At 70.1% G+C, this 21554-nt stretch carries 21 protein-coding genes and 1 pseudogene; 10 read left to right on the top strand and 12 right to left on the bottom strand.

Annotation, left to right across the window (positions count from 1 at the left end; genetic code table 11):
* Positions 1–62: 62 nt before the first annotated feature.
* The 3 genes from ACFC1X_RS13675 to ACFC1X_RS13665 all read left to right on the top strand — a co-directional run bounded on the left by ACFC1X_RS13675 (position 63) and on the right by ACFC1X_RS13665 (position 1598).
* Complete coding sequence (locus ACFC1X_RS13675) at positions 63–542, top strand: hypothetical protein (protein WP_376352508.1); 480 nt, start codon at positions 63–65, stop codon at positions 540–542.
* A 158-nt stretch (positions 543–700) separates the two neighbouring features.
* Entirely contained in the window at positions 701–886 is a 186-nt protein-coding gene (locus ACFC1X_RS13670; RefSeq protein WP_376352505.1) for a hypothetical protein, read from the top strand.
* A gap of 7 nt (positions 887–893) precedes the next feature.
* Positions 894–1598 (top strand): nucleotidyltransferase domain-containing protein, encoded by a 705-nt coding sequence (locus ACFC1X_RS13665; protein WP_376352502.1) that lies wholly within the window; start codon positions 894–896, stop codon positions 1596–1598.
* 65 nt (positions 1599–1663) lie between these two features.
* Here the strand turns inward: ACFC1X_RS13665 and ACFC1X_RS13660 are convergent.
* From ACFC1X_RS13660 to ACFC1X_RS13640, 5 genes and pseudogenes are all read right to left on the bottom strand, one after another.
* Positions 1664–1827: pseudogene (locus ACFC1X_RS13660) on the bottom strand (pirin family protein); the annotation flags it as partial.
* A 231-nt stretch (positions 1828–2058) separates the two neighbouring features.
* Complete coding sequence (locus ACFC1X_RS13655; RefSeq protein ID WP_376352499.1) at positions 2059–2841, bottom strand: DUF2993 domain-containing protein; 783 nt, start codon at positions 2839–2841, stop codon at positions 2059–2061.
* Between the two features lie 294 nt (positions 2842–3135).
* Positions 3136–4167, bottom strand: a complete 1032-nt coding sequence (gene dmpG / locus ACFC1X_RS13650; protein WP_376352496.1) for a 4-hydroxy-2-oxovalerate aldolase — start codon at positions 4165–4167, stop codon at positions 3136–3138.
* Positions 4164–5114: an acetaldehyde dehydrogenase (acetylating) gene (locus tag ACFC1X_RS13645; RefSeq protein ID WP_376352493.1), complete on the bottom strand. Its 951-nt coding sequence runs from the start codon at positions 5112–5114 to the stop codon at positions 4164–4166. Before ACFC1X_RS13645 ends, dmpG begins: the two co-directional genes overlap by 4 nt.
* A complete protein-coding gene (locus tag ACFC1X_RS13640) occupies positions 5111–5932 on the bottom strand; it encodes a 2-keto-4-pentenoate hydratase (protein WP_376352490.1) in 822 nt (273 codons plus the stop codon). Before ACFC1X_RS13640 ends, ACFC1X_RS13645 begins: the two co-directional genes overlap by 4 nt.
* A gap of 183 nt (positions 5933–6115) precedes the next feature.
* On the opposite strand from ACFC1X_RS13640, the gene ACFC1X_RS13635 reads away from it, so the two are divergent.
* Together ACFC1X_RS13635 and ACFC1X_RS13630 are read left to right on the top strand one after the other, a co-directional pair.
* Positions 6116–6880 (top strand): IclR family transcriptional regulator, encoded by a 765-nt coding sequence (locus tag ACFC1X_RS13635; RefSeq protein WP_376353053.1) that lies wholly within the window; start codon positions 6116–6118, stop codon positions 6878–6880.
* A gap of 199 nt (positions 6881–7079) precedes the next feature.
* Positions 7080–8240: an amidohydrolase family protein gene (locus ACFC1X_RS13630; protein WP_376352487.1), complete on the top strand. Its 1161-nt coding sequence runs from the start codon at positions 7080–7082 to the stop codon at positions 8238–8240.
* 93 nt (positions 8241–8333) lie between these two features.
* On the opposite strand, the gene ACFC1X_RS13625 is transcribed toward ACFC1X_RS13630, so the two are convergent.
* The 5 genes from ACFC1X_RS13625 to ACFC1X_RS13605 form a co-directional block, all read right to left on the bottom strand.
* Positions 8334–9974, bottom strand: a complete 1641-nt coding sequence (locus tag ACFC1X_RS13625; protein ID WP_376352484.1) for a cation acetate symporter — start codon at positions 9972–9974, stop codon at positions 8334–8336.
* A complete protein-coding gene (locus ACFC1X_RS13620; RefSeq protein ID WP_376352481.1) occupies positions 9971–10294 on the bottom strand; it encodes a hypothetical protein in 324 nt (107 codons plus the stop codon). Before ACFC1X_RS13620 ends, ACFC1X_RS13625 begins: the two co-directional genes overlap by 4 nt.
* 212 nt (positions 10295–10506) lie before the next feature.
* Entirely contained in the window at positions 10507–11514 is a 1008-nt protein-coding gene (locus ACFC1X_RS13615; RefSeq protein ID WP_376352478.1) for a VOC family protein, read from the bottom strand.
* A complete protein-coding gene (locus ACFC1X_RS13610) occupies positions 11511–12374 on the bottom strand; it encodes an alpha/beta fold hydrolase (protein ID WP_376352474.1) in 864 nt (287 codons plus the stop codon). Before ACFC1X_RS13610 ends, ACFC1X_RS13615 begins: the two co-directional genes overlap by 4 nt.
* Before the next feature lie 8 nt (positions 12375–12382).
* On the bottom strand, positions 12383–13984 hold the full coding sequence (locus tag ACFC1X_RS13605; RefSeq protein WP_376352471.1) for a bifunctional 3-(3-hydroxy-phenyl)propionate/3-hydroxycinnamic acid hydroxylase: 1602 nt from the start codon (positions 13982–13984) through the stop codon (positions 12383–12385).
* A gap of 137 nt (positions 13985–14121) precedes the next feature.
* Here ACFC1X_RS13605 and ACFC1X_RS13600 point away from each other — a divergent pair, with 137 nt between their 5' ends.
* From ACFC1X_RS13600 to ACFC1X_RS13585, 4 genes are all read left to right on the top strand, one after another.
* Entirely contained in the window at positions 14122–14754 is a 633-nt protein-coding gene (locus tag ACFC1X_RS13600) for a TetR/AcrR family transcriptional regulator (protein WP_376352468.1), read from the top strand.
* Entirely contained in the window at positions 14751–15062 is a 312-nt protein-coding gene (locus ACFC1X_RS13595) for a hypothetical protein (protein WP_376352465.1), read from the top strand. Before ACFC1X_RS13600 ends, ACFC1X_RS13595 begins: the two co-directional genes overlap by 4 nt.
* A gap of 213 nt (positions 15063–15275) precedes the next feature.
* Positions 15276–16325: an amidohydrolase family protein gene (locus ACFC1X_RS13590; RefSeq protein WP_376352463.1), complete on the top strand. Its 1050-nt coding sequence runs from the start codon at positions 15276–15278 to the stop codon at positions 16323–16325.
* Positions 16326–16438: 113 nt separating this feature from the next.
* Positions 16439–17008 carry an MFS transporter gene (locus ACFC1X_RS13585; protein WP_376352460.1) on the top strand — a complete coding sequence of 190 codons (570 nt, stop codon included), beginning with the start codon at positions 16439–16441 and terminating at the stop codon, positions 17006–17008.
* 241 nt (positions 17009–17249) lie between these two features.
* Here the strand turns inward: ACFC1X_RS13585 and ACFC1X_RS13580 are convergent, their stop codons facing one another.
* Positions 17250–19712, bottom strand: coding sequence for a SpoIIE family protein phosphatase (locus tag ACFC1X_RS13580; RefSeq protein ID WP_376352457.1), 2463 nt, complete (start codon positions 19710–19712; stop codon positions 17250–17252).
* A gap of 166 nt (positions 19713–19878) precedes the next feature.
* Positions 19879–20538, bottom strand: coding sequence for a TetR/AcrR family transcriptional regulator (locus ACFC1X_RS13575; RefSeq protein ID WP_376352454.1), 660 nt, complete (start codon positions 20536–20538; stop codon positions 19879–19881).
* A gap of 106 nt (positions 20539–20644) precedes the next feature.
* On the opposite strand from ACFC1X_RS13575, the gene ACFC1X_RS13570 reads away from it, so the two are divergent.
* On the top strand, positions 20645–21553 hold the full coding sequence (locus ACFC1X_RS13570) for a VOC family protein (protein WP_376352452.1): 909 nt from the start codon (positions 20645–20647) through the stop codon (positions 21551–21553).
* The last annotated feature ends 1 nt before the right edge of the window (position 21554 follow it).

The following is a 21554-nucleotide window of genomic DNA, read 5'->3' as shown; positions in this document are numbered from 1 at the left end:
CACCCGGTCATGCATGACGAATGGCATGGGTCCGACCGGCGAGCCGATGCTGCAATGAGGCCATGTTGCACGCGAAGAGGACCCACCCGCCGGCCCAGGAGTACGAGTTCACCGAGGACGGCCGGGCGCTGACCACGTTCTCGTTGCGCAGAGGCCGCATCGGCGCGCGGTTCACCCTGCACGGGGTCGACTACCTCGTCCGCACGCACCGCTTCAGCGGCGTCTACGAATTGCTCGACGCCGACGGGACCGCCGTCGCGACCACGGACCGGGTGCGCCGCAGCTGGAACATGACGTGCTCCGGGCGGAGCTTCCGATTCCGGCAGACCGCGGCGGCAAGCCGGGAGTACACCATGACCGGCGACAGCGGTCAGCCCGTCGGCACGATCCGCCGCACCGGTCACGTCCACTCCGAGGTGACCGCCGATCTTCCGGGTCTAAAACGCGTGCTCCAAGTCTTCGCGCTCACCGTCGTGCTGCTGCGCGGGCGGCGCAAGCGGGCAGCGGCGGCCGTCCGGTCCACCTCCCTCGCAGGCGGCTGACGCCCGGCCGGAGCGTGCCGACACCCACTGCTCCCTCGACGCGAGGAGTACGACCATGCGCAGGACCTGGCTCGCGACGCACGCCGTCACGGTGGGCGCGGCGGCAGTGGCCTCGGGCGTATCGCCGATGGCCACGGCAAGCATGACAAGGAGGGCACATGGTCGAGGACCAGCCTCTGAAGAACCGCGCCAACTACGTGTCCGGGACGATCGAGATCGCCGGAAAGACCGTCCACAGACTCGGTTTCGGGGCCATGCGCCTGGTCGGCCTGTCACTACCTGCAGACCGTGCGTGCGACCAGCGAGCACGGCACGTCGTCCGGGGAAATACCGATGGGAGATGATTGCCGCATGGATGCGATCGAGGCTGCTCGTAGTGTCGTAGAGGAACATCACCCTGATGCGCAGGCCGCGTTCCTGGGCGGCAGCGTCGTGACGGGCCGTCGCACGGCGACGTCGGATCTCGACATCGTGGTACTGCTCCACGGAGCCCCCGCCCCGTACCGGGTGAGCTTCGAGTACGCCGGCTGGCCGGTGGAGATGTTCGTGCACACCGAAGCAACGTGGCACTCCTATGTCGAACGCGAACTACCCAGTCGCCATTCACCGCTGCTGTGGATGTGCGCCGACGGGCTGCTCCTCTTCGACGCCGACGGACTGGGAGCGCGCATCGCCGCCGCGGCTCAGAAGTTCGTTACCGCCGGCCCGCCCCCGGTGCCGGCTGAGGAGATCGACGACCGGCGTTATGCGATCACCGACCTCCTCGACGACCTCACAGCCAGTACCGAACCGAACGAACGCCTTTTCATCGCGACCGAACTGGTCCGGCGCACCGGCGAGCTGGCACTGGCCGTTAACGGATCGTGGAGCGGCGGTGGGAAGTGGTTGGCGCGCCGCCTGGAGACTGCCGCGCCAGGGCTCGTTACCCGCCTCGACACCGGCCTACGGGAAGCACTGAGCGGGAGGCCGGAGCCCCTCATCTCTGTCGTGGACGAGGTGCTCAGGCAGGCCGGCGGCCGACTGTGGAACGGCTACAAGCGCGATGGAACTCCTTGAGCACTCCAGCCAGGTCTCAGCCCCACTGCACACGCCCGTCGCCCGAACACAGGCACCCCCGCAGGTCAACGGCGCCTCCCGCGTGGCTTCAGCGGTACAGCGGGCAGCTCCGGGGCGGGCAGCGGAGCGCCCTCGTACCCCTTGACCTCCCCGAATCGCGACCTTCCATCCACTCCCGGCGCGCCTGCTCGATCTCCTCCTGGGTCCGCCCGATCCAGTTCCAAAACGATTGCATCGGTCGACTCGGCTGCAGGGGACACACCACCCCGCCGCCCGCACTCGCTGCAGCGCTCCACGATCCATCCCCACATCACATGAGTGCGTCCGGCGTGAGATCCCAAAGGAAGGACCATCAAACGCCCCAGCCGTGGAATAGGCCAGGGAGAATGCCGCCCGATGCGATCCTTTGCCGGGATAAGCAGCCCTGGCACGCCCTCACACGGACATGGAAATCACCTCATCACGCAGCGGCGGTGTCCGGCCGGAAGGTCACTGTGTCACCCGTGAAGTGCGCATTGAGTCCGCTCGGCGCGACGGTGACCGATCGCAGGTGCAGCCCCTCGGGAATGTTGCGCAACTGAATGGGCTCAGCAAACAGCTTCGTGAGCAGAGCCTGTCCCGCAGCCGGCAGTTGCCCCTGCGTGACGCTGAAGTCGGTGAAGGCGATGCGATTGGCGGAGGCGGCTGCGACAGCGGTGCTCACGGTAACGTCTCCGCTGAACGGCAGGACGGTCTGTGCCCTGACCCTGCCGGGCTCGCTGTCTCCTTCGATCTCAAGGCCGAGTGCGTCCGACAAGTCCTCGTACGACAAGAACGCCGTCGCGTCCACGGCCTGTGCCTGGGCCTGATCGGCATCGCCGGAGGTCCGCAACTCGTCCAGTCCTACGGTGAGCCTGGTCACCGGCAGCGGTCGGCTGTTGCCGCGGGCCGGGATGTCCTCGGCGGTGATGTCCACGTGTCGCAGGGTGCCGGAGGCCAGCTGCGGCAGGACGGGGAAACCTCGGACATCGACCGAGGGGCGCTCTGGAGTACCCATCCCCTTCTGGAATGCCGCGGCTGTACGGCTCTCCACGCGACTCGCCGCGACACGGTCGACGATGACGGCCGTCGCCCCGACCGTGAACAGACAGGTGGCGAAGACGACGGCCCTGCGGCGCATCCTCCGGCGCGGCGGGCGGACGGACGCGAAGTCATCGCCGGGATCAGGCCGGTGTCCGAGGCTGCCATCAGGGTGCGGTTTCATGATTCTTCCTTTGCGTGGGCTGGTTCAGCGGCCGGGCAGTCAAGCGGCCGTGGCACGCGTGTACTGGCGACGACAGCGCCGGCCCACCACGGTGTGGGCATCGGGCCTCGGAGAGACGGCCGCAGGAGTGAATCGGAGTAGCGCTCGCCGTGCCGTACCGGCGGCATCGGCTGTGCTCAAGCCTCTGCCGCAGTCGTGGACTGGAAATGGACGACCGGGCGTTGGCCTCGCACCCAGCGGGTCCGGTCCCGGGCAGGCCCCCGCTCCTGCGGGCGCGTTGTCCGCTGCTTTCGGTCAGCCGACGGAGTCGGCCGACGCGAGGTCGAGGGCGATGTCCGTGATCATGTCTTCCTGGCCGCCGACCATCTTGCGCCGGCCGACCTCGACGAGGATCGCGCGGGTGTCGAGGCCGTGGCGGCGAGCGGCGGCCTCGGCGTGGCGCAGGAAGCTGGAGTACACGCCCGCGTAGCCGAGGGTGAGGGTCTCGCGGTCGACGCGGACCTCGCGGTCCTGCAGGGGACGTACGACGTCGTCGGCGGCGTCCATCAGGGGGAACAGGTCGCAGCCGTGCTCCCAGCCCATCAGGTCGGCGACCGCGACGAACGCCTCCAGCGGGCAGTTTCCGGCTCCGGCGCCCTGGCCGGCGAGGGAGGCGTCGACGCGGGTGACGCCGTTCTCGACGGCGACGACGGAGTTGGCGACACCCAGGCCGAGGTTGTGGTGGGCGTGGATGCCGATGCCGGTGTCCGGGTCGAGGACGTCGCGGTAGGCGCGGACGCGGTCGCGGACGCCGTCCATGGTGAGGCGGCCGCCGGAGTCGGTGACGTAGACGCACCCCGCTCCGTAGGACTCCATCAGCTTGGCCTGGCGGGCCAGTTCGGCAGGGTCGGCCATGTGGGACATCATCAGGAACCCGGCCACGTCCATGCCCAGGTCGCGGGCGGCCGCGATGTGCTGGGCGGAGATGTCGGCCTCGGTGCAGTGGGTGGCGACGCGGACCGAGCGGATGCCGAGGGCGTTCGCTTGCCGCAGGTCGTGCAGGGTGCCGATGCCGGGCAGGAGCAGCGTGGTGGGCACCGCGTGGTGGACGATGTCGCAGACGGCTTCGATCCACTCCCAGTCGGTATGGGCACCGACGCCGTAGGTGATGCTGGAGCCGGACAGGCCGTCGCCGTGGGCGATCTCGATCGCGGCGACTCCGGCGTCGTCCAGTGCGGCGGCGATGGTGCGGGCCTGGTCGACGGTGTAGCGGTGGCGTACGGCGTGCATGCCGTCCCGCAGGGTCACGTCCTGCACATACAGGGCGGGGGGCTGGTTCGCGGTCATCGGGAGACCACCTCCGTGAAGGGCTGCGCGGCGGCCATGCGTTCGGCGGTGCGCAGGGCGGCCGAGGTCATGATGTCGAGGTTGCCGGCGTAGGCGGGCAGGTAGTGGGCGGCGCCCTCGACCTCCAGGAAGACCGAGACCTTCGCGGCGTCGGTGGACCGCGTGCCGGCGGGCAGCAGCGAGCGCAGGGGGTCGTCGTCGGCGACGCGCTCGAACTGGACCTTCTGCTTGAGGCGGTATCCGGGCACGTACGCCTGGACGCGGGCGACCATGTCCTCCACCGACTCGGTCACCGCGGCGTCGTCGCACTCGCCGACCAGGCAGTACACGGTGTCGCGCATGATCAGCGGCGGTTCGGCCGGGTTCAGGACGATGATCGCCTTGCCCCGTGCGGCGCCACCCACCTTCTCGATGGCCGAGGAGGTCGTCTCGGTGAACTCGTCTATGTTTGCGCGGGTGCCGGGGCCGGCCGAGCGGGAGGAGATCGAGGCGACGATCTCGCCGTAGTGGACGGGTGCCACGGCCGCGACGGCGGCCACGATCGGAATGGTGGCCTGGCCGCCGCAGGTGACCATGTTGACGTTCGCTGCGCCCAGGTGGTCGTCGCCGTTGACCGGCGGGACGACGTACGGGCCGAGCGCGGCGGGCGTCAGATCCACCACCCTGCGCCCCAGCGAGCGCAGCACCTCGTCGTGGCGGCGGTGCGCACCGGCCGAGGTGGCGTCGAAGACGATCTCGACGTCCGCGAACTCGTCCAGCTTCACCAGGCCGTCGACGCCCTCGTGGGTGGTGGCGACCTTCAGGCGGCGGGCGCGGGCCAGGCCGTCGGAGTCGGGGTCGATCCCGGCCATCGCGGCGATCTCCAGGGAGTCGGAGAGCCGCAGAACTTTGATCATCAGGTCGGTGCCGATGTTGCCCGACCCGATGACGGCGACCTTCGTGCTCATGCTCCGGCTCCTTCCGTGGCGGCGGACGCGAACGTGGTCGTGACCGTGCCGAGCCCTTCGATGTGCGCGGTGAACTCGTCGCCCTCGGCGGCGACGGCCATCGGGCCGAGCGCACCGGTCAGGACGGTGTCGCCGGCCCGCAGCGGGTCGCCGAGACCGGCGAGGGTGGAGGCGAGCCAGAGGGCGGCGGTGAGGGGGCTGCCCAGGCAGTCGGCGCCGGTGCCCTCGGAGACCGTCGCCCCGTTCTTGGTGAGGGTCATCGTCACGGCCCGCAGGTCGACGCGGTCCAGGGGGACGGGGGTTCCACCGAGGACGTACAGGCCGCAGGAGGCGTTGTCGGCGACGGTGTCGACGATGGTGATGTCCCAGCCGGCGATGCGGCTGTCGACGATCTCCAGCGCGGGCAGCGCGAACGCCGTGGCGCGCAGCAGGTCGGCGACGGTCGGGTCGCGATGCGGCAGGTCCGTGGCCAGGACCAGGGCGACCTCGGCCTCGACCTTCGGCTGGAGGAGCCGGCCGGGGGCGACCGGCTGTCCCTCGGGGACCGCCATGTCGGAGAACAGCACGCCGAAGTCCGGTTGGTCCACGCCGAGCTGCCGCTGCACGGCAGGTGAGGTCAGGCCGATCTTGCGGCCCGCCGGCCGCCGCCCGGCGGTGATCCCGCGCTCCACGTGCAGGCGCTGCACGGCGTACGCGCTTTCGATGTCCGCCTCGGGCAGGAGCGAGCGCACCGGGGCGCACGGGACGCCGGTGCGGGTGGCCTCCTCCAGGACGGCCGCCACCTCGGTCACGGCGTCGGCGGGCTTGGGGGCGCTCACGGTCGCCCCTGGCGGGGACGGGTGCGGCGGTGCTGAGCGAGCATGCGGGTTACCTCCGGGCGGAGAGTGGTGTGGTTGTCGGAGAGGCGACGGTGGCCGTCCGTCGATCCACGACAGGTATAGGCGTGCGGTTCGAGTGGCGGCAAAATATGTTCCATGACACGGAACAGCGCGCAGGGGAACATGCTCGACAAGGCGGCTGCCGTCCTCGACTGCTTCCGCCCGGACGGCGGTACGTTCCGTCTCACGGAAATCGCCGCCCGCACGGGGCTGGCCAAGACGACCGCGTTCCGCCTCTGCGCCGACCTGGTGCGCCTCGGTCTGCTCGAACGCGCCGGCGAGACCTACCGGCTCGGCGGCAAGCTCTTCGAGCTGGGCTCGCTGGTGCCGCGCCGGCTCGATCTGCGGGAGGCGGCGCTGCCGTTCCTCCAGGATCTCTTCGAGGCCACTCACGAGACCGTGCATCTCGGCATCCGGGAGGGGCACGACGTGGTCTACATCGAGCGGATCCACGGCCACCAGACCCTGACACTGCCCTCGCGTATCGGGGGACGGCTTCCCTTGACCTGCACGGGTGTCGGCAAGGCTCTGCTGGCCTTCTCCGCCTCGGAGCTGGCTGACGAGGTGCTGGCCGGGCCCCTGCCGCGTCTCACTCCACACTCGGTCACAGATCCGGCGCGGTTGCGTACCGTCGTGGAGCAGATCCGGGTCTCCGGGCTCGCCTACGAGGAGCAGGAGGCCGCCCTCGGTGTCAGCTGCATCGCCTCGCCCGTCTTCGACGGGCCGACGGCGGTGGCCGCCCTGTCCGTCGCCGTGCCGCTCGGCCGATTCCACCCCGCCCAACTGGCGCCGGCCGTGCGGACAGCCGCACTGGGCCTGTCGCGCGTGCTGCGCTCGGGCAGCGGATCGGTGGGCGGTAGCGAACCCGACAGGCCCGCACGTCCATGAATTCACCACTGCCGCGATTCTTGACGCCCACCCCCGCCCCTCTTACCGTAGCGGTCATTCCAGCCACTGTAGTGAACACTACAAGAATGTCAGTTGTCGGTGCCGCTTCCGCTGCGCCGGCCACCTGCGGCTGCCCGGTGTCCGCGTGACCCCCCAGCGGACGTACCTTCCCCTTTCGCTCTTTCGGTGAGGTATTTCTATGGCTAATACAGGACAGGTCGACTCACGCGGCATGAGGCGGCGCGGGCTGCTCAAGGCGGCGTTGCCGCTGGGAGCCACCGCAGCAGCCCTAGGCGCTGGGCCGGCGAGCGCGATCGGCGGTGCCTCCTCGGATGCTCCGGCCCGCCGAGGCCGAGACCGCATCGACGTGCACTGCCACCTGATCCCGGACTTCTACCGCCGGTCCCTGGCGGCGCACGGCATCACCGAGATCGGCGGCGTACCGGTCCCCGCATGGAGCCCGAACCTCGCGGTCAACTTCATGAACCGCTATGGCATCCAGACCCAGGTGGTCTCCGTCTCCGAGCCTGGCGTCACCTACCTGTCCTCCGCGAAGGACCGGGTGGCGATGGCACAGCGTCTGAACACCTACACGAGCCGGGACCTGGTCCATGCCACGTCCGCACGCCTGAAGGGCCGCTTCGGCGGATTCGCCGTCCTGCCCCTGGGCAGCACCCCCGACGAGCAAAACGTCTCCCACGCGGTCACCGAGGCCGGACGGGCCGTGCGGGACCTGAAGATGGACGGCGTGGGCCTCTTCAGCAGCTACGGCGGAAAGTACCTGGGCGATCCCGTGTTCGCGCCGCTGATGAAGGCGCTCGACGACCTGGGCGCCATGGTGTTCATCCACCCCGTGACCCCGCAGGGCTATCCGGATCTCGGGTTGCCGCCGTTCCTGTACGAGTTCACGTTCGACACCACCCGCGCACTGGTCAACATGCTCTACAAGGGCGTCTACCAGCGGTACCCACGCATCCGGTGGCTGGCCGCGCACGCCGGCGGCACCCTGCCCTACGTCTCCTACCGCACCAGTCTGCTGACACTGACCCCGGCGATCGCGCAGCAGGTGGGGGCCGCCGGCCTGGACGACAGCAGCCCGTACTTCCGCAAGCTCTTCTACGACACCGCTTTGTCCCCGGCACCTCAGGCGATGAAGTCCGTGCGCGAACTGGCCGGGACCGAGCACATCCTCTTCGCCACCGACTGGCCGTTCACCAGTGCCCTGTTCCTCGCGGCCGGAGACCCCGCACCACAGCTGGACGAGACCTTCTCGCCGACTGAGCGACTGGCCGTCGAACGCTCCAACGCGCTGGCGCAGTTCCCGGCACTGGCCGCCAGGATCACGGCCGAGCCGGCCTGAGCCGGGCCCGACGGCGGTGAGCCTCTTCTGTTGCCGTGAGTGAGTCCGCAGCGTGTGGCGCGGCCCGGCTGAACTGCCGGGCCGCGGCAGGCGTCATTCCTCTCGCGCTCCGATGAGTACCCGTTCACGCCATCGGAGATCCGTCCCGGTTGCTTGCGTGGGCCGTGCGCGCTGTCCCGCGACGCTGCCCGCCCACCCGAGCAGGAATCCCGCGGGAATGGCCATCACGGCGGTCGACTGCAACCCGATGAGGTGGAAGTCGTGTCCCGGCAGGAGCGAGGCGGGTGTGCCCGAGAAGGAGAGGGAGCAGACGTACAGGGCGGTGGTGCAGACAACACCGCCGTACACGGTCCACAACAGCCCGGTCCGGTTGTACCGGCTCCAGAACAGTCCGTACAGACAGGCGGGCAGGACCGCGGAGGCGGCGAGAGTGAGTGCCAGATAGGTCAGGGACTGAAGGTTCCGTCCCTGGGCCACTACCGCCAGGATGATGCCGAGCCCGCCCACGACTCCTACGGCCCATCTGGCCGACCGGACTTCCCGACGCCCGGGCATACGGCCCCCGCGTGCCGCGTGCGCGTGCAGGTCGTGCGCCAGGGCGGCCGCGGCGCTCAGTGCGATGCCGGCGACCACCGCGAGTACGGTGACGAAGACGGAGCACGCGACAGCGGTGTACAGCACCTTGCCCGCAAGCCCTGAGGTTCCGCCCCCCAGTTCCCCGGCCAGGAGGAGCAGGGCCATCTGGCCGCTGCTGTCGGCGGCACGGATCTTCTGGCCTCCCACGACACCGGCGGCACCGAGTCCCGCGATGACAACGCAGAGGAAGAAGACCGCCATGATGGCGATGGCGTAGCGGGTCGCCCGGCGTGCGGTGGCGCCGTCGGCGGCCGAGTTGATCCTCATCAGGACGTGCGGCATGCACGCGCCGCCCAGGACGACGGACAGTTGCAGGCTCAGGAAGTCGAGACGGCCGACCGCGCTGTCTCCCACGGCGTGACCCGGTTCGAAGTATCGGTCGTGAAGTCCGCTCCCCTCCTCGGCCGCGGTCAGCAGGGCTCCCGGGTCGAAGTCGTGGTGCCGCAGGGCCAGAAGGGCGAGAAGCAGCATGGTGGTGAACACCACGGCCACCTTGACGATCTGGACGAGGCTCGTCCCTCTCATGCCGCCGAGCACTGTGTAGCAGATCATCAGCACTCCGACGAAGGCGGTGCACACCTGCTCGGCCCCCAGACTGGTCAGTCCGAGCAGCATCGCCGTGGCACTGCCGGCTCCGGCCAGTTGAAGGACGAGAAAGGGCAGGCAGACGGCCAAGGTGGCCGTGGCGGCAGCGATACGGGACGACGAACCCGGCGAACGCAGCGCGAGGATGTCGCCCAGGGTGTAGCGGCCGGCATTGCGCAACGGGCCGGCGAGGAGCAGGAACACCCCGACGGCCAGACAACTGCTGACCGCCAGGGAGATACCGTCGTATCCGGCCACGGCCACCAGGCCGGACACGCCCAGGAGCGTGGCGGCCGATAGGTAGTCCCCGGTGAGCGCCAGCGCGTTCTGCACCGGCGTCAGTGACCGGTTGCCGGTGTAGAAGTCGGCCGTGGTGTCGCCCTCGGGACCCGCCAGAACGCAGAGCAGCAGGGACAGGACGACGAACGCCATGAAGGCGGCCAGCACCATTGCCCGGTCGTCGGAGCCGCCCGGGACCGATGCGACCCCTGCGGCGAGCGACAGCTCGGTCATCTCCGTCTCCCTTGCGGTGCGTACAGCCCTCGGGACGTGGCTGCTGCCGGGCCCGGCTGAGGCAGTGACGGGTGCACGGATCCGGCATGACGTCGCATCAAGTCGACGAGTGGATCGGCGTGGCGGCGGAGCGTGCGGTCGTACCACCATGAGGTCAGCAGCAGAACGGTCAGCTGCAGAGCGCCGAGCGCGACGCCCAGAGGCATACTGCTGGCCGGCCGGGTGGCGAACAGCTCGCCTGCCGTGCCGGCAAGCAGTGCGGTGAGCAGGAAGGCGGCGCCGTTGATCACCAGGAACCGCCGACGCGCATCAGCGAGCATGCGAGGCAGTCGTTGCGCGGCGCTCGCGGCAGGCCCATGGGGCCGCTCGACTGGCGGAGGCCCACTACCGGGCCAGGAAGGCGGGACGGACACGAGTCGGGGTCCTCTCGCAAGGTGGATGGTCACTCACTCACGCGGAACCGCAGTCCTCCGGATTGCCGGGCCCGAGCGAGTACGGTCACCCCGCCGGACGGCGGAGTGACCGTCTGAGGTCAGTCGTCGGGGATGCCGGCGCCGCTGAGGGCGGGGACGGTCCTCTCCGGCCGGAGGAAGGATCGCGCGCCGAGCCGGAACTGGTCGAGCTTGTCGACGATCGTCTGACCGACCGGCCTGTGGCCCCAGATGCTGATGCCCTGGTGGGTGGATGGTTCCCAGGTGCTTTCGTCGATGACGATGGGGTTCCAGCCGACCTCCCACTCGAAGCCGGAGGGGGTGCGGGCGTAGTAGGAGAGTTCCTTGTCGTTGGTGTGCTGGCCCACCGACAGGGCCATGTCGAAGCCGAGTTCGTGCACGCGCTCGTAGCTCCGGGCCAGGTCATCGAGGCTGTCGGTCTGGATGTTGAGGTGCTGGACGCGGGTACGGATCGGGTCGATCGGCAGGCCGCGGACGGCGGCGATCGCGATGGAGTGGTGGCGTTCGTTGACACGCAGGAAGCGGATCTTGAGCTTGACGCCGCTGATCGTCTCGTCGATGTAGTCGGTCAGGCGGGCGTCGAAGACCGTGTTGTAGTAGCCGCGCATCAGGGTGGGCTTGGCGGAGGTGATCGCGACATGGCCCATGCCCGAGTCGCCGGTGACCCAGCCGGAGGAGAGCATCCGCAGCGGCTCGGGCGAGAGGACCGGGGTGGTGTAGATCTCCTGCACGATGCCCTTGGGGCCGGGGAAGCGCAGCATGCGTTCCACGCCGCGCAGGGCCGCCTCCTCGTCGGAGCTCCGTGCGACAGGGACACCGTGGGCCCGGATGCGGGCCTCGATCTGCTCGAAGGAGGCGTGGTCGTCGACGTGCCAGCCGATCGCCACCACGTCCTCGGCGGGACCGCGCCGGATCAGGAAGCGGCACTCGTGCTCGTCGAGGCGGAAGCGCATCACGTCACGGGAGACGTCGTCGTGGTGCATGCCGACGGCGTCGGTGCCGAACCGGCGCCAGTCGGCGAAGCGGTTGGACTCGATGACGATGTAGCCGAGGTGGACGGAGCCGAAGACCGAGGGTGTGGCGTTCATCGGCGGCCCGCCAGGAAGTCGGCGCAGAGCCGGTTGAACAGGTCGGCGCGCTCCCACTGGACCCAGTGTCCCGTGTTGGCGACCTCGTACAGGTCGCAGTCGGGCATGCGCTCGGCCAGCATCCGGCCACCCGAGGGCCGGTTGACCTTGTCCGCGGCGCCCCACAGCACCAGGGTGGGCACGGCCAGCCGGTTCAGGCGCTTGTCGCGGGTGAAGTCCATCTTCCACAGCGCGCGCAGCGACTTCGGGCGCCTGAGCGGCGGGGCGGCGACGACCTCGGGGTCGAGGCTGTCCCGGTAGCGCGCGTCGATGATCGAGTCGGGTATGTGGGCGGCGTTGAAGACGAGGTAGTCGCGGATGAACTTCTCCAGCTTCTGCCGTGAGGGCCCTTCCCCCGTGTAGTAGTTCAGGAGGCTGTTCAGGCCCGGGGTGGGCAGCGCGCGGGTGGTGCCGATGCCGCCGGGGCCCATGAGCACCATGCGGTCGACCCGCTGGGGGGTGTCCAGCGCGAGGCGCAGGGCGCAGGCACCGCCGTAGGAGTTTCCGACGAAGTGGGCCTTTTCCAGGTCGAGTTGGTCGAGCACTCCGCGGATCCCGATGGCCAGGGCGCCGAAGGGGTCGGTGGGGTCGATGCCCTTGCTGCTGCGGCCGTAGCCGGGCAGGTCGGGCACGATGACCCGGAACTCCTTGGCCAGCTCCGCGATGTTGCGGCTGTAGTTGGAGGCGCCGGAAGCGCCGGGACCGCCGCCGTGCAGCAGCAGGACGGGCGCTCCCTGTCCCACCTCGGCGACGAAGATCTTCTTGCCGTCGACGTCGAGCAGGCGCTCGTGCATCGCGGGGATTTCGGCGGCTGTGGTCATGGGGGTCCTCACTGAGTGGTGGTCGTGGCAGCCCGTGATGCGGGGGCGAATCCGGCGGGCGGCGGCGGGAGTTGGGCACCGGCGGGGGCGGCGGCGTAGACGTAGGCGTCGGGGCGCAGGGCAAGGGTGGCCACGCGCTGCTCGGCCAGCCAGGGCAGCAGGACGCCGTCGCTGTCGACGACCGCGCCCTCGGCCGGACGCGAGCCCACCGGCAGAACGGCCAGTGACTCGACACCGAGGCGCTCCCACGCGGGCTGCGTGGTGGGCAGCCCGCGATGCAGCAGCAGCCAGCGGCCACCGAGCGCGTCGTCCAGCCGTACGCGTTCGCCGTCGGGCCCGGTCACCCAGGGCTGCGGGACCTGGCGCCCGGACGCCTTGGTGCGGGGGCGGGCCTGCAGGCCGGCGTCGTAGTGGGCCACGGGGATCCAGTTCGAGTCCTGCATCCAGTCGCCGAAGCCCGGTATGCGGTCCAAGGCGCGCAGGGCGCCGTTGCGGACGCGGGCGACCGGGCGTCGGCGTTCAGTGATCATGCGGCCGACGAACACCGCTCGTCTGGTGACCTCTCTGACGTGCGGTTTGCGTTCGGTCTCGTAGCTGTCGAGGACGCTTTCGGGCAGTTCACCGTGGATGACGGAGTTCAGCTTCCAGCAGAGGTTGGCCACGTCCCGCACGCCGGCGGCCATGCCCTGGCCGATCCACGGCGGCATGGCGTGCGCGGCGTCACCGGCGAGGAAGACCCGGCCGACGCGGAAGCGTGAGGCGAAGCGGACGTGGTGGCTGTAGACGGTGGCGCGCAGGACCTTGATGCTGTCGCGGCCGATCCCGTACCGGGAGATCAGCCGGTACACGGCGTCCTCGGTGACCAGATGCTTCTCGTCGTCTCCGGGCAGCAGAGGGAACTCGTAGCGATGATGGTCCAGCGGGGTCGGGCAGTCGACGGCCGGGCGTGCCGGGTCGCAGTGGAAGCGCAGCTTGTCGTGGTCGGGCCAGGGCTTGAGCATCTTGGTGTCGATGACGATCCAGCGGTCCTCGTACGTCCGCCCCTCGTACCCGATGTTCAGCTGCGCGCGGGTGAGGCTGGAGCCGCCGTCGGCTGCGATCACGTAGGAGGCGCGCAGCCGGTGAACCGAGTCGTCGGCCGTGCCGACCACGGTCAGGTCCACCCCGTCGGCGTCCTGGCGCAGGCGCAGACACTCGTGGCGCAAGAGGATCTTCACGTTCGGGTAGCGGTCGACACCGTCACGCAGGACCTGCTCCAGCGCCGGCTGGTAGATGAACATCTGGGGCGGGTGGCCGTGGCCGCGCGGAGTGGGGGCCGCGCTGAGGAACGTACGGCCCTGGGCGTCGACGAAGTCCACCGGCCGCTCGGTCAGCATGTCCTGCTTGAGGCGCTCGGCCAGGCCGATCCGTTGCCAGATGCGGACGACCTCCTCGTCGGTGGAGATGGCCCGTGCGCGCGTGAAGATCCCGACGTCCCGTTCCAGGACGACGACGCGCAGCCCCATCGCACCCAGCAGGTTCGCCGCGGTCACGCCCGTGGGCCCGTAACCGATCACCGCCACGTCGTAGGCGCTGTCCTCGGTCTCTGCCCCGGCCCTGGTCTCGCTCATCAGGCCACCTCACTGTCGATCATGCACACGGCTCTTGCTGTATCGTTCACTCCAATTGGAACGAGTGCTACAGTAGGCTCGTCGCCGGATAGGGTCAAGCAGCCGGCGAGAAGCGCACACCAAGAGGGGCACCTGCCATGACGAAGCCGCAGACGACCCGCAAGAAGCGCGCGAACGGAGTCGAGTCACGGCAGCGCATCCTCGACGCCACTGTGGAGATCGCGGGCGAGCGGGGGTACGAAGGCACGTCGATCGCGGCCGTCAGCGCCAAGTGCGGCCTGCCCGCCAGCTCGATCTACTGGCATTTCAAGGACAAGGACGACTTGATCGCCGCGGTCATCGAGCGGAGCTTCGAAACGTGGCTCGCCGCTCTCGAGCTTCCGAGCGAAGAGACGGGCAGCCCGCTGGAACGGGTCACCGCCATGGCGGGGAACGTGGCGAAGTCACTGATCGACGCCCCCGACTTCCTCCGCCTCGGTCTGATGCTCGCGCTGGAGCGGCGCCCCGCCGAACCCCGCGGCCGGACGGTGTTCCTCCAGGTCCGCGACATCGCGTGCGCGAAGATCGCCGAGGTGGCCCGGACGCTCGTCCCGGACCTCGACGAGGGGTCCGTGCACGCTCTGACGACCTACGCCGTCGCGGGCGCCGACGGGCTGTTCGTCCAGCGCGAGATCAACGGTGACGCCGTCGACCTCGTGGCGATGTTCGAACTGCACGCCCGGCTGGTCTACGAGGCGGCGACACACATGGCGGCAAGGAGTACCGCATGAGGCCGTCGGCTGCCCGGCGACGCGGGGAAGCCACCCGGCTGCTGCGCGAGGCCGAACGCCGCACGACACCGGTCGAACCGCCCTCCTCGACGTGGCCCGATCTCGATCCCGCCGACGCCTACGCCATCCAGCAGGACAACGTCGCCCGCCGCCTGGCCGCCGGGTCGACGGTGATCGGCCACAAGGTCGGCTTCACCTCGGCCCCGATGCGGGAACTGCCCGGCGTGTCCGATCCGGACTTCGGGCATCTGCTGGACGACATGGTCCAGCGCGACGGCGGGGACGGTACGCGCCGGCCTTTCGCCTGAAGACCTTTCACCTGAAGCCCTTTCACCTGAAGCCCCTCCCCCCCCGATCGCTTCTTCCCGTCGCCCAACGGCCCTGCGCCACCGCCGAACCGGGCTTCTTCGCCACCCCGGACACCGATACCCAGAGCGTCGGACGGGGCGGCAGTGCACGGCCGACGACCGGAAGGACACAGCTTCCCGCCGTTCCCCCCAGACCGCACGAAAGGCCGCTTCATGTCCCCTTCGGCACAGCGCATCGACGTCCACCAGCATGTGGTGCCCGACTTCTACCGCGACGAGCTCGCCAAGGCCGGCATCGCCGACGCCGGCGGCCGCGCCTTGCCCGACTGGAGCCCCGAGTCCGCCCTGCGACTGATGGACCTGCTCGGCATCACCACGTCGATCGTCTCCGTCTCCACGCCCGGCACCGGCTTCCTCACCGAACCCGCCGAGGCCGCCGACCTGGCCCGGCGCCTCAACGACCACTCCGCGACCCTGGTCTCCGACCACCCCGGCCGCTTCGGCTTCTTCGCCACCCTGCCCATGCCCGACGCCGACGCCTCGGCCACGGAGGCCGCGCGCGCACTGGACGACCTGCGCGCCGACGGCGTCACCCTGCTCGCCAACAACCGGGGTACCTACCTGGGCGTGGACGGCCAGGACGCGCTGTGGCAGACGCTGAACGACCGCAGCGCAGTGGTCTTCGTCCACCCGGCCGAGCTGCCCGCTGCCCCGGTCGACGGCATTCCCGCCTTCGCCGCCGACTTCCTTCTGGACACCACCCGCGCCGCCTACCTGCTGGTCCGCAACGGCATTCCGCGCCGCTACCCGAACGTCCGGTTCATCCTGAGCCACGCCGGCGGCTTCGTGCCCTACTCCTCGCACCGCATGGCTCTCACCATCGCCAACGACACCGCGCGCAGCCCGCTCGACGTACTGGACGACTTCCGCTCCTTCTACTTCGACACCGCCCTGTCCTCCAGCCCTGCCGCCCTGCCCACCCTGATCGCCTTCGCCCGCCCCGGACACGTGCTCTTCGGCAGTGACTGGCCCTTCGCGCCCACTCCCGCGGGGCAGTACTTCGCGGGCGGTCTCGACAGCAACGTCGATGCGGGCACACTCAAGGCCGTCAACCGCACCAACGCCGAAGCGCTCTTCCCCCGTCTGGCCGCCACTCCCCCGACGCCGACCCCGGCCCTGCCGGCCCCGGTGCGCCTACGCCACGCGGCGCAGCGCACCGGCGCACGCCTGGTCTTCAAACTCTTCCAGCCCGGCACCGACTGAGACAGGTACCTCACGTCCGCCAGCCCCCACCGCACGCCCGACAACCAGCCCGAAGACCGGGAAGACGCCGTCGCGACCGGCCGGGCCGGCCACAACGGCATGCTCTTCGCCATGTGCCTGTCCCTGGTTCTCGTCGTCGCGGCTACACCGTCGCCCTGGCCGCTCTCATCCTGCCCCTCGGTGCCATCGGCGACCGCATCGGGCGCCGCAACGTCCTCATCGCGGGCACCGTCGCCGCCGCCGGAGCCATCATCGGCATGCTCGCCACGGGGGCCCTGCTGATGTGGTTCTCATGGCGGTCGATCTTCATCACCAGCGCCGCGGTCGCCGTCGTGGCCGCCCTCCTCCTGTCGCCCAACACCAAGGACGAGCACCCGTCCCCACCCGACGTGTCCAGGGCCGTCTGCACCGCAGTCGGGATCGGCACCCTTGCCTTCGCCATCATCGAAGGCAAGGAGCAGGGCTGGACGGAGCCCGTCGTGATCGCCGCCCTCGTAATCACGGTGCTGGCCTTCACCGCGTACGCCTGGCTCGGCCTGCGGCGTGAACACGCCCTGCTCGCCTGCCGTTCCTCGGCGGACTCGTCCTGGCGGGCTTTGGCATCGGCCGGTCCGGAGCCGTGGGCACCTCCGCCATCACCGGCTCACTCGGCCGCGGCCAGCAGGGAGTCGCCTCCGCGATGAACGACACCACCGCGGCGGGGCTGCATGTCGCCGATCGGCTCGGTTCCCGGGGCGCGGCCCTGGCAGACGGCGTCAAGTCCGCCTTCATGGACGGCCTGTCGGCCTCGCTCGTCGCCGTCGCATCATCGTTCTCGCCGCCGCGGTCGGCTGCCTGTTCCGCGCACCGAAGACACCACCGGTGTCCGACTGAGTTCAGCGCTCGCCCGGAAGCGACTGAGGGGCTGGCGAACTCCGGCCGCGTTCACGGCAGCAAGTCGAGCACGCCGAGATCAGCAGTGAGGGGCTGTTCGGTCCAGATGGTCTTCCCGTTCCGGGCGTAGCGGCTGCCCCAGCGGGTGGTGAGCTGGGCGATGAGGAACAGACCTCGGCCCCCTTCGTCGGACCAACGGGCCCGGCGCAGCCGTGGCTGGGTGTTGCTGGGGTCGTTGACCTCGCAGACGAGCACGTTCTCCCGGATGAGGCGCAGCCCGATGGGACCGCCCGCGTACCGGACGGCGTTGGTGACGAGTTCGCTGACGACCAGCTCGGTGGTGAAGGACACCTCGTCCAGTCCCCACGCGGCCAGCTGCCTCGCCGCCGCCTGGCGGGCGGCGGCGACGGCGGACGGGTCTGCGGGGAATTCCCAGGTCGCGACGTTCGCCGGAGCGATGGCACGCGTGCGCGCCAGGAGCAGTGCCATGTCGTCACGGACCGGAGCATCGCCGAGGCTCCGGAGAAGCTCGTGTCCCACACCGTCCAGACCACGGCCGGGGCCGGCGAACCGCGCGAGACGGTCGGTCAGCCGCCGCAGACCGGCGTCGGGATCGTGGTCGTCGCGGTAGATGACGCCCTTGGTGTACACCGCGATGGTGCTGCCGGGTTCGAGGTCGAACGTGGTCGTCTCGAACGGCATCCCGCCCACACCGAGCAACGGTCCGGGCGACATCTCGACGGCTTCGACGGTGCCGTCGGGCCGGACCACGACGGGCGGTGGGTGACCGGCACTGGCCAGGGTGCACTGGCAGGTGACGGGGTCGTAGACGGCGTACAGGCAGCTGGCGCCGACGGTGTCCCCCTGGTGGGGCGCCTCGTCCTGGAGCTGCTGGACCAGGTCGTCGAGGTGGGTGAGGAGTTCGTCCGGGTCCAGTTCCAGGTCGGCCAGTGTGTCGACGGCCGTGCGCAGCCGGCCCATGGTGGCGGTGGCGGGCAGCCCATGTCCCGTGACGTCACCCGCGACGAGGGCGACGCGGAAGGACGGGAGGGCGATGACGTCGTACCAGTCGCCGCCGATCTCCGCTCCGCCTCCCGCGGGCACGTAGCACCCCACGGTCTCCGCCGCGGGGGTGTTGGTGGTGGCCGCGGGGAGCAGGCGCTGCTGCAGGGCGACGGCCGCCCGGTGCTCGCGCGTGTAACGGCGGGCGTTGTCCACGCCGAGTGCGGCCCGGGACGCTATCTCCGTCAGCAGGTCGGCGTCCTCCTGGCCGAAGGGGACGGGGCGGCGGGTGCGCCAGACGACGACGGTACCGAGGACGAGGCCACGGGCGAACAACGGAGCGGCGATCACCGAGTGGCCGTGCTCGGGGACGAACAGATGTGCCAGCTCGGAGTGCTCCTCGGCTGCGGCGATCACGCTGTCCAGGTCGGGCAGAAGGACGGTCTCACCCTGCCCGATTCTCTGGAGAAGCGGGTGGTTCGGCAGCGCGGGCGGAACCGCGCCCGCGGCCGGGAGGCCGGTCGGCCAGCCCTCCCCCGGCGGGGCCACGCCGATCCGGCGCAGATTCCACCGCCCCGGTCCGGACATCTTCGAAGGCTCGTCCCCCTCCAGCACGGCCTCGGACAGGGCCACCCAGGCCACGTCACCGAGGGCCGGCACGAGGACGTCCGCCAGCTCCTGCGCGGTGCGTGCCACGTCCAGCGTGGCACCGATGCCCGCTCCGGCCTTGGTCAGCAGTTCCAGGCGCCGCTCGGCCCGGTACCCGTCCGTGATGTCGGCGTACGTCTGGCACATGCCGAGGAGACGGTCGGTCGGGTCGGTCAGCCGGAACGTGGACAGCGACCACATCCGGTCGCGGTCCGGACCGGACGGAGGGCTCCCGCGCACCGGAAGGCTGAGGACGGGCTCACCGGTTTCCCGCACCTGCCGCAGAACCCGGTCGACCGTTCCGGATTCGACGTGGGAGGTGTCCTCGCCGACGGGCCGGCCGATGAGCTGGTTTCCGGGGCGGGTGAGGACCTGCTCCGCCGCTCCGTTCAGCAGCCGGTACCGCAACTCGCCGTCCATGATGGCGATGGGGGCGGGATACTGCTCGAACAGGGCTCGCATCATCGCCCGGTCGATGTCCTCCCGCTCGATCCGCCGAGCGTCCCCTGCGGAGACCGACCATCCCGCTCGGCCCTCCCGGTCCATGAGCGGACGTACGCGCAGCGCGACCCTCACCTCGTGCCCGTCACGGTGACGCAAGGCGAGAACGCCGTCCCAGCTCTGGCCGGCCTCAGGCCGGTCACGCCCGGCAAGCGCCGCTTCGCGGTCCCCACGCCCGGTCAGCAGTTCCACCGCCGGTGTGCCGCAGACTTCCTTCGCCGGGTATCCGAGGAGGGCTTCCGCCTCTGAACTCCACAGCTGGACGGTGCCCACTCGGTCCAGCCAGGCAGTGGCGGCATAGGGCTCCGGCCGCGGGTCTTCCTCTCCCGCGCCGGCCCCCTCGGCATGCACGGGTCCGCTCATCGGCATCAGCCCATCCCTGGCCTCGCCCCCCGGCCATCATAAGGAAAGCGGACATTAGGCACATCTTGCCCCATGGAGCGGGGTCTCCGAGCATGCCTCCGGATTCCTCCCACACCGCATCCGGCGCCGGCCCGCCATCGCCCCGCCGTCACAACAGCAGCGGTCGTCACGGCGTCGTCTGCGCTCCGGCGACCTCCCGAGTCTCACGGACGGCCCGCGCGACCTGGTGGTTCAGAGCGTCCGCCAGCATGTCCGACAGCCCCTGGAAGTCCCAGTCGTCGCCTGCCGCCGCAGCGATGAAGACTCCGTCGGAGGCGGCCAGCGCGAACTGCGCGAGGCGGCGGGCCAGGCCCTCGTCCCGGGCGGTCACCTCGCCGGGGAGCACGTTCGTCCACCAGCGGACCAGCACGTCCAGCATGCGGCATCGAATCTCCAGGAAACGCTGCCGTGCCGCCGAGTCGGCCATGCGCCGCTCCAGTGCCAGCAGCAGCCCCAGCCGCCAGAACCCATGACTGAAATCGTCGGCGGTCAGACGGTCACGCATGAAGTCGATGAGCCGCCGGTGCGAGGAGGGTCCCGAATCGCCGGCCCAGCCGGTCTGCCGGGCCCATTCCTCGAAGCTCTGCTCGATGAGCGCCGCGAAGAGGCTGTCCTTGTTGTCGAAGTGCCAGTAGACGGAGCCCGACGGCAGCCCGGACCGCTTGGTGACCAGCGCGATCGTGGTGCCTTCGTAGCCGCGCTCCGCCGCCAGTTCGAGGGTCGCCTCCAGGATGCGACGCCGGGTCTCTTCGCTCTGCCGGTGCTGCACGCCGGCCCTCTTTGCCATGCCCCCTTGCTACCACACGCCTGCGGAGCTACCGTTTCGAGCACTTCCTAGAATGCACAATCTAGATTAAGCGTTCGTCATCAAGCTTCCCGATCGGCAGGTCACCGTGATCCAGTCCCTCGCCTACCTGGGCATCACCACCCCCTCCTACGAGCAGTGGGCCACCCTCGGACCCGACATCCTGGGCCTGGAACTCGCCCCCCGGCGCGAGGACGGCACCGTCCTGCTGCGCATGGACGACGCCGCCTGGCGTCTCGCCCTGCACCCGGGCGAGAAGGACGATGTCGCGTACATCGGATGGAACGTTCCCGACGAGCGGACGGCCCGGGCAATGGCGAAGCGGCTGGCCGATCACGGCGTGGAGGTCACGGACGGCACACCGGAGCTGGCCGGCGAGCGTGCGGTGGAGAACCTGCTGTGGTTCACCGACCCGTTCGGTCTGCGGCACGAGCTGTCCTGGGGCCGCGACCACCGTCCCGCCACCTTCCGGCCCGGCCGTCCCCTCAGCGGCTTCAAGACCGGGGAGCAGGGCATGGGGCACATCGTGCTGCTGGTGCCGGACCTGGCCCAGGCCGACGCCTTCTTCAGCGGGGTGCTCGGCTTCAAGCTGTCCGACCGGATCGTCATCGACGGCACGCTGCAGATCCGCTTCTACCACGTCAACGGGCGCCACCACACGCTCGCCATCGGCGAAGTGCCCGGGGTGACCGGCTTGCAGCACCTGATGCTGGAGGTCGACTCCATCGACGACGTCGGCACCGCGCTCGACCTGTGCGAGCGCAACGACGTGCCGCTCGCCCTGAGCCTGGGCCGCCACGTGAACGACCTGATGACCTCCTTCTACCTCCACACGCCGGCCGCCTTCCAGATCGAGTACGGCTGGGGCGGTATCGCGGTGGACGACCTCACCTGGGAGTCGAGGACCTTCGACCGGTTCAGCATCTGGGGGCACCACCAGCCCGAGGCGTCCAAGGCACTGCCGCCCGCCCTCATCACCCGGATCGAGCAGGCGTGAG

The organism is Streptomyces sp. NPDC056128, assembly GCF_042263835.1.
Classification (GTDB): Bacteria; Actinomycetota; Actinomycetes; order Streptomycetales; family Streptomycetaceae; genus Streptomyces.
This window is presented reverse-complemented; position numbering and strand designations above follow the sequence as displayed.